Source organism: Bacteroidota bacterium, from assembly GCA_018698135.1.
Classification (GTDB): domain Bacteria; phylum Bacteroidota; class Bacteroidia; order CAILMK01; family JAAYUY01; genus JABINZ01.
Genome location: JABINZ010000247.1, coordinates 1 through 8,311 on the forward strand (window position 1 = coordinate 1; position 8,311 = coordinate 8,311).

Below are 8,311 nucleotides of genomic sequence, written 5' to 3' on the forward strand. Positions count from 1 at the left end.
CATGATTGTTCCATTCGCAGATATTGGAACTGCCTGGACTGGGCCAAATCCTTATTCTGAAGAAAATTCTTTACACAAGCGCATTATCAAGAACAATCCGTTAACCATTACTGTAATCACGGTTGGAGAACCCATAGTTGGTGGTTATGGCATTGGTGTTCGTTCTAAGCTATTTGGCTATTATGTCAAATTAGATCACGCTTGGGGATTTGAAGGTGGTGTGACCTATCAGAACTTGACTTACCTTTCGTTGGGATTGGATTTTTAGATTCCCATTTTCTACAATTTCATTAAGTTTTAAAAGAATAGTGAATGTAAATGACAAATAATCGTATTCATATATTCTTGATCAATCCCTAATGAATCAGTAAGCCTTCTTCTCTAATTCCTTATTCGTTTCTTTATGAGCGATTGTAGCAATACTGGGGTTCTTGGAAGAGTAGTAAATCCAAATAGTCATTCCTTTTTCAAAAACTTTAAACTCCCTTTCTGATAATAGGATTTTTGTTTGTTTTACTTTTCTATCATTCGTTGTATAGCGAACTTTCATACTCTGTGTACTATTCCCTTTTAGGGTATACATTCTTGTTTTATTTAGGATAATTGCCTCCGTCAAAATGCCATTTTGGTTTATTTGATCTGAAGCATAATGTGTGGTTTTCTTGAGAAAGAAAACACCAAAAATAAACAAGCTACTAATACACAATAGTCCGGTTATAATCGGAATTTTATCGAATAAAACAGGAATTAAATCGGATACTACCCAAATAGTGAAAACTAAAGTTAAAACACCACCAACAATGGCCAACAGCACATCAATTCTCTCTGCAATATGAGTTGGTATGATAAAGAAAAACAGAACAATTGTAATTACCAATAGGAATAATGGAAGAAACTTTAAAAACAGTTCTTTGAGATTGTATTTCATTGCTAATCTTAGTACTTATTCTCTTTCCTCAGTTTCTTAAAGTTCTTAATTACTTTTCCCAGCTCTTTATCTTTCTTTTTCTTATCCTGAGTGGTCGATTCAAAATGGGCTCTTTCTCTCTCCAATTTCAGGAAGTTATCATATGAATCGGACTCTATTTCTCCATTTTCAACTGCCTCCAAAATGGCACATTCTATTTCATTAATATGTGTACAATCTTTGAATTTGCATTCTTTGGATAGCTCAAATATGTCATCAAAAGTAAGTTCAAGTCCCATTGAAGTATCGGTAATCCCTACTTCTCTCATCCCCGGATTATCAATGATAATCCCACCATTATCAAGAACGACTAATTCTCTGTGCGAGGTAATATGTTTACCTCTGTCAATACTTTCACTTATGGGTGCAGTTTCCATAAGTTCTTTGCCTGTCAGTTTATTTAAAAGTGTCGATTTCCCCACACCTGAAGATCCCAACAAACAATAGGTTTTTCCTTTGCTTATGAGTGAAGCTAATTTATCCAGTCCACTTTTTGTTTCATTGCTAATAGCATGAATTGGAATATCTTTGATTCTGTTCCCTATTTGAATAAGTAGTTTTTGTAGTTCCTCTTCTTCTATTAAGTCAATTTTGCTCAGGATAATTATTGGATCAACCCTAGATGCATGACAAATGCTAAGATATCTTTCAAGGCGGTTGATATTAAAATCCCTGTTTACAGATTGAACTATCAATCCATAATCAATATTTGTAGCAATGATTTGTTTTTGTCCATGTTTACCAATGGCTTGTCGCTCAATAATTGAGTGCCTAGGGTAAACAGCATGAATTAATGCCTTGCCTTTATCATATTCAGATATGGCTACCCAATCACCTACTGCAGGTAAATCGAGTCTGCTTTCAGCTGTAAATCTTAAATTACCGAGTAGTTCCGAATCAAATTCAGCTGAATCTGTTTTTACAACATATCGGTCTTTATGCTCCAATATAACACGGCCAACAGCAAAAGAATCCAGCTTATTATTTATTCTATATTGCTCTAAAATTGAGTTATATCCTAAATCCTCAAGAGTCATGAGTTTATAGTTTGAAATTTAGCTTAACTAGCTAATAAACGACAATATTTCTTTCGGTACAAAAGCCGAAATATCTGCATTATTGCGAATGAGATCTCTGACAATTGTAGAACTTATTGGCAAATACGCCAATTTTGAATCCATAAAAACTGTTTCCAATTCAGGAAACATGGAGCGATTCATGTCGGCTAAAGAACGTTCATACTCAAAATCAGAAACATTACGGATTCCCCTTACAATGTAATTCACATTCATTTTCCTGCAAAGTTCAACAGTTAATCCACTATACTGAATGACTTCTACATTTGGAAAATCCTGAAAAGTAGCTTCAATCATTTGCATGCTTTTATCCAAAGGGAAAAAGCGTGGCTTGGAAGAATTGACCCCCAAAGCCACATATATTTTATCGAAAAGCAAAGCCGATCGTTTTACAATATCAGCATGACCTAATGTAAGTGGATCGAACGATCCGGGAAAAATTGCTTGCTTTTTCATAATTATAAAATTTACTTGTTTTAGGAATTACAAAATGAAAAACAATTTATCTGCCCCAACCCCTAAAGGGAGTAAATTGATTTTCTTCACACCCTCTTTGCTGCCGCATAGCTTTAGCGAAGCGCAGTAGGGAAGGGGCAAATGAAGAAAAACAATTGCTTTCAAAAATTCTCATTTATAATTCTATTTATTTCTTTTGCGCTGAAATGATGGAAATTTGCTGAGCCATTTTTTGAGCCAATTCTCTAAAACTGTCTTGCATAATTTTATTGGAATCATCCTTCATTACAGGAGTCCCTATATCTGATTTATCAGACACACCCATAACCAAGGGTAATTGTCCGAGCAAAGGAACTTTATATCGGTTTGCTAAAGTTTCTCCAGCACCTTTCCCAAACAAATAATATTTATTGTCTGGCAATTCAGCCGGAGTGAAATAAGACATATTTTCAACAATTCCAGCTATCGGAATTTCAATCTTGTCAATTTTAAACATCTCAATTGTTTTCAAAGTATCAGTCAATGAAACCTTTTGAGGGGTTGTTACAATAAGTGCTGCTGACAAAGGCATATTCTGGCACAATGTAATATGAATATCTCCTGTTCCCGGAGGTAAGTCTACAATCAAATAATCGAGATCATCCCAAATGGTATCCAATATTAATTGAGATAATCCATTACTAAGCATTGGCCCCCTCCACACAATGGGTTTATCTTGAGGGACTAAAGAGCCAAGTGACATGATTTTAACACCATACTTTTCAATAGGTAGCATCATGTTTTTTCCATCAATCACTTTAACGGCTGGCTGCACTCCTTCAATACCCATCATTACCGGAATGGATGGACCATTCATATCAGCATCCAGTAAACCAACCTTGGCTCCAAATTCAGCTAAAGCAAGTGCAAGATTAACAGCTACTGTAGATTTACCTACGCCACCTTTACCGGAGGCCACAGCAATCATGTTCTTTACACCAGCCATTTTCTCCATATTCTCGCGCTGTGTATGTTCAACTTTAGAATCAAAATCTACTTTCACAACCAGATTGGGATCAACTTCTTTGATGTACTTTGCACATTCCTCTTTGAACATATTTTTCATGGGACAAGCAGGAGTTGTCAGGATAATTGTAAAGGATACTTCATTGCCTTCAATTTTCAACTTATCAATCATTTTGAGCTTGACAAGATTGTCTTTCAGGTCAGGATCAATAACATTGCTTAAAGCTTTTAATATTTTATCTTTCATTTTTTATTTAACTGATTATTTAATTAGAAATAAACCGCAACTCCAGTTGCCCAGTTTCGAATACAAGGTGCTGTATCACGATTGAAAAAAGGACTCAAACCATAGCTTCCATAAAGTTGAATATATCTCCAGCCTATGGACGTATAAGCATTGAATCTATAGGGTGTTAAATGTTCTCTAATCTTTACTTTGATTTTTGTGTTATCGAATTTCAGCTTGTTATTGGTAAAAAATAGCAAAGAGGAATTAACACCCAGATTCATCATGAAAAGCTTTTTATTTGATGGGCCGAATTTAAAGGATATACCTAGCGGAACACCAATATATCCTGCTACAACTCGGTTTTTAGTATAGTCAAAAGAAAGTGGATAGTTGCTTGGTAAAAGATCTTCTTCCATCGCAATAAACTCCCAATCTGAAACATTGGAATGCAAATTTGAAAAGGACATGCTTAAACCGCTATGTACATTAAATGTTTTAGCTCCATCACGAAACGGAACTAAAAATAGCATATTAAATTCATAATTTTTTGGCTTTAACAAGTCAACAGAGTGTGGCATTCCAATCCATTCTTCATGACTCAGGCTCATTAAAAAACTTACATCACCTATGCTCGAGCTACTTTCAGTTGATGGCTCGATATCTTCAATATCAATATCAATCTGACTAAATGCTGTCATACAAATAGTGATTAACAATACAAACAAACCTATCTTTTTACTAATCATATTCAAGTACTTATCGTTATAAGTGCCAAAAATTAAAAGCATATTTACTATATTTCTCGTTGGAGCTTCTACAACTTTAGTCACTTTTAACTTTCGTTCACTTTTAATACTTCCAACAGAAATGTAGTATTTTTACCGCTTCAAATTTCATTATAATTTAATGAATGACAAACTTTGAGGGAGTCTTTAAAAATATAGAATCTAATTATGGAAAAAATGATAATTCCAATTGGTTGCGATCATGCAGCTTTTGAAATGAAAGTTGCCTTGATTGAGTGGCTTGAAGGCTTGGGATACAAACTAATTGATTTTGGCACAAATTCAGCTGATTCAGTCGATTATCCCGACTTCATACATCCAGTAGCCAAATACATTGAAGAAAATAAAGCAAGATTGGGGATTATTTTATGTGGTTCTGGAAATGGTGCAGCTATGACTGCCAATAAACACAAAAGCATTCGTGCAGCTCTCTGTTGGAATATAGAATTAGCTGAAATGGCCAGATTGCACAACGATGCCAATATTTTATCAATACCTGCACGCTATATTTCATTAGAAACGGCCAAGGAAATTGTTAAAACATACCTCAATACCGATTTTGAAGGGGGCAGACATCAAAGAAGACTAGATAAAATGATTGATTTTTAAGTCATTAGTTTATAGCCTGTGTACAATTATTGATCTATCTTAGAAATTGAAAATCAATTTGATTGCCTAAACCCTAAAGAGTTCAAATTGATTTTCTAAACTCCCTTTAGGGATGGGGCAAATTAAGAAAATCAATAATCTTTCTAAATAGAAATTCATTTCACCTTTTTTATCATTTAATATTTCACCAAATTTGCAGCATGGAAGAAACATATTTAAATCTTGCTAAATGCAGTGATGTTTTCTTTCAATCAAAAAATTTTCGAACCAGATGAAGAATATCAAACCTTTTCTAAAAGAAGCTGAGAAAAAGGCATTTGATTATGAGCATCGTAAGCGCATAAATCACAACATCTCAAAATACGATGAGAATGTTCCCAAGGGGCGTATGCAGTTTGAAGATTATGAATTAGCCCGAGATCAGGCAGCCTATATCAAGCGAAAAGCTGTTTATAATTTGGAAAAATATCTGCTGGAGTTTGAATTGAATTTCAAAAAAAATGGTGGAGAAGTACTGTGGGCAGAAGATGCAGCTGAAGCAAACGATCTGATTACTGATATTCTAAAAAAGCATGATTGCAAAACCGTGGTCAAGTCGAAATCAATGATCACAGAAGAAATTCAGCTGAATCCATATTTAAAGAAATATGGCATTGAACCTATTGAGACCGATTTGGGCGAATATATTGTGCAACTTTGCGATGAGCCTCCCTACCATATTGTTACCCCTGCCATGCATAAATCAAAAGAGGATGTGGCAGCATTATTCCATGAAAAACTAGGCACACCCGAAAATTTAACACCTACAGAGCTTACATTAGTGGCAAGGAAGGTTTTACGAGATAAATTTGTCAATGCTGATGCAGGTATTACAGGAGCAAATTTTATAATTGCTGATTCAGGAGCCATTTCTTTAACTGAAAATGAAGGTAATGCACGATTATCGACTTCCATTCCTAAAATACATATTGCTGTAGCAGGCATAGAAAGGATCATTCCTTCCATCCACGACCTTGCACTTTTTCTGCCTTTATTATCAACAGCAGGAACTGGACAAAATATTACAACCTACAATACTTTGTTCTTTGGTCCAAAAAGGAATGAAGAAATGGATGGTCCTGAAAAAATGTATGTTGTATTGCTTGACAACGGACGAACCAATTTATTGGCAGCTCCTGATCAAAAAGAAGCTTTGGCATGTATCCGTTGTGGAGCTTGTTTGAATGCTTGCCCTGTCTACAAAAACATAGGTGGTCATACCTATAATACTGTTTACAATGGACCTATTGGTGCAGTAATCACTCCCTTTATGAAAGGTTTCGATGAATTTGCACATTTAAGTTATGCCACAAGTTTATGCGGTAGTTGCTCTTCAGTTTGTCCGGTTAAAATACCTTTGGACGACCTTCTTCTCAAAAACAAACATCATCACACTGAAAAATACAAGACTTCCAAGTTCGAAAGGTTTGTCTGGAAAAACGTTAGCCTATTCCTGACAAAACGCAACCTGATGAACTTTGGTAGTGCAGCTATGAAAAATGCGTTGGCTAAAATAGCACTAAAAAATTCCTGGAATAAACGGAAATCGCCTATAAAAATGGCAAAAAAGAGCTTTAACCAACAATGGAAAGAAAAGTACAAATAAGAGTACTTTTTCCATTTCAAGAATTACAATAAAATACCTGTATGCAACTCATAAATAACAATTACCAAATAGATGGTTTGAATGTCCTTGACATGTGCAAAAAATACGATTCTCCTCTTTATGTATATGAAACAAAAAAAATGGAAGAACAGTACAATCGATTGTTGTCTGCTTTTCCAGAAACAAAAGTGAAAATAAATTATGCATGCAAAGCCCTATCAAATATCAATGTTTTAAAATTCTTTGCAGGCTTGGGAGCTGGCCTGGACACAGTTTCTATACAAGAAGTTGAGTTAGGATTGAAAGCAGGTTTTGCACCCAATGAAATTATCTTTACACCCAATAGTGTTTCCTTAGATGAAATCATTAGGGCAGTGGATTTGGGCGTTCGAATTAATATCGATAACATCTCCATTCTCGAACAATTCGGACATATTTATGCCGATAAAGTGCCCGTTTGTATTCGCATTAATCCACACATTATGGCTGGTGGAAATACAAAAATTTCAACAGGACATATCGATTCAAAATTTGGCATATCCATTCATCAAATGCGACATGTTGAGCGTGTTATCAAAGCCAACAATATGCGTATTGAAGGTCTGCATATGCATACAGGATCAGATATTTTAGATGTGGATGTTTTTATTCGGGGAGCCAATATTCTGTTGGATTTCGCAATAGATTTTAAAGAGCTGGAGTATATTGATTTTGGTAGCGGGTTTAAGGTTCCATACAAGCCTGACGAACTATCCACTGATGTTGAAAGTCTGGGTGAAAAACTATCCGAACGATTCAAAAATTTCTGTAGCGATTATGGAAGGGAATTGGTTTTGATGTTTGAACCGGGTAAATTTTTAGTGAGTGAAGCTGGGTTTTTCTTTGCTAAAGTAAATGTAATCAAGCAAACAACAGCTACTGTTTTTGCTGGTTTGGATTCAGGTTTAAACCACTTTATCCGCCCCATGTTTTACGATGCTTATCATCATATCATTAATGTTTCGAAACCAAGCAATAATCCAAGAATTTATACGGTAGTTGGATATATTTGTGAAACCGATACGTTTGGCTGGGATCGGAAAATTGAAGAAATATCGGAAGGTGATATTTTGTGTTTTCAAAATGCAGGAGCATATTGCTTCTCCATGGCATCAAATTACAATTCACGCTTACGCCCACCTGAAGTGTTAATCCATAAAGGAACAGATTATTTGATTCGGGAAAGAGAAAAACTGGAAGATTTATTGAAAAATCAGAAGGAGATTGAGTTTTAAACAATATTAGCTTGCAAGTATATTAGAAACGTGATAACTCATTTAAGTCATTGATTCTAAAACAGAAAAAACGTCCTGAGCGTTGTCAAAGGACGTTTTTTTATTTATTCGCTATCACAAACTCTTTCAATTCTACTTTTGAAGATTCGAAACTAAAAAGATCGTAAAGCTTTTCGAAGTTTAGCTGATCATAGGTATTCGAATAGGCAAGTTTTGCTATTTCCAAACGAGAATTATCAAAGGTAAAAAGATCAAGAATTTCTTC

10 protein-coding genes are annotated in these 8,311 nt (G+C 35.0%); 4 read left to right on the forward strand and 6 right to left on the reverse strand.

The annotated features are described in order from the left end of the window. A partial coding sequence (locus HOG71_15290) for a hypothetical protein (GenBank protein MBT5992212.1) occupies positions 1 to 268 on the forward strand: 268 nt, incomplete at its 5' end. Positions 269 to 364: 96 nt separating this feature from the next. Here the strand turns inward: HOG71_15290 and HOG71_15295 are convergent. The 5 genes from HOG71_15295 to HOG71_15315 form a co-directional block, all read right to left on the reverse strand. Next, positions 365 to 928 (reverse strand): hypothetical protein, encoded by a 564-nt coding sequence (locus HOG71_15295; GenBank protein ID MBT5992213.1) that lies wholly within the window; start codon positions 926 to 928, stop codon positions 365 to 367. A gap of 8 nt (positions 929 to 936) precedes the next feature. Next, entirely contained in the window at positions 937 to 2,004 is a 1,068-nt protein-coding gene (gene rsgA, locus HOG71_15300; GenBank protein MBT5992214.1) for a ribosome small subunit-dependent GTPase A, read from the reverse strand. Positions 2,005 to 2,031: 27 nt separating this feature from the next. Then, on the reverse strand, positions 2,032 to 2,499 hold the full coding sequence (coaD, locus tag HOG71_15305; protein MBT5992215.1) for a pantetheine-phosphate adenylyltransferase: 468 nt from the start codon (positions 2,497 to 2,499) through the stop codon (positions 2,032 to 2,034). A gap of 187 nt (positions 2,500 to 2,686) precedes the next feature. Further along, positions 2,687 to 3,751: an Mrp/NBP35 family ATP-binding protein gene (locus HOG71_15310; protein ID MBT5992216.1), complete on the reverse strand. Its 1,065-nt coding sequence runs from the start codon at positions 3,749 to 3,751 to the stop codon at positions 2,687 to 2,689. Positions 3,752 to 3,774: 23 nt separating this feature from the next. Then, on the reverse strand, positions 3,775 to 4,521 hold the full coding sequence (locus HOG71_15315) for an outer membrane beta-barrel protein (protein MBT5992217.1): 747 nt from the start codon (positions 4,519 to 4,521) through the stop codon (positions 3,775 to 3,777). 174 nt (positions 4,522 to 4,695) lie between these two features. Here HOG71_15315 and rpiB point away from each other — a divergent pair, with 174 nt between their 5' ends. From rpiB to lysA, 3 genes are all read left to right on the forward strand, one after another. Continuing rightward, positions 4,696 to 5,127 carry a ribose 5-phosphate isomerase B gene (gene rpiB, locus HOG71_15320; GenBank protein MBT5992218.1) on the forward strand — a complete coding sequence of 144 codons (432 nt, stop codon included), beginning with the start codon at positions 4,696 to 4,698 and terminating at the stop codon, positions 5,125 to 5,127. 271 nt (positions 5,128 to 5,398) lie between these two features. Further along, on the forward strand, positions 5,399 to 6,772 hold the full coding sequence (locus HOG71_15325) for an iron-sulfur cluster-binding protein (protein ID MBT5992219.1): 1,374 nt from the start codon (positions 5,399 to 5,401) through the stop codon (positions 6,770 to 6,772). 41 nt (positions 6,773 to 6,813) lie between these two features. After that, a complete protein-coding gene (lysA, locus tag HOG71_15330) occupies positions 6,814 to 8,046 on the forward strand; it encodes a diaminopimelate decarboxylase (protein ID MBT5992220.1) in 1,233 nt (410 codons plus the stop codon). A gap of 100 nt (positions 8,047 to 8,146) precedes the next feature. Here lysA and HOG71_15335 read toward each other — a convergent pair. Next, the coding region (locus tag HOG71_15335; GenBank protein MBT5992221.1) for a DUF4476 domain-containing protein at positions 8,147 to 8,311 on the reverse strand (165 nt) is incomplete at its 5' end.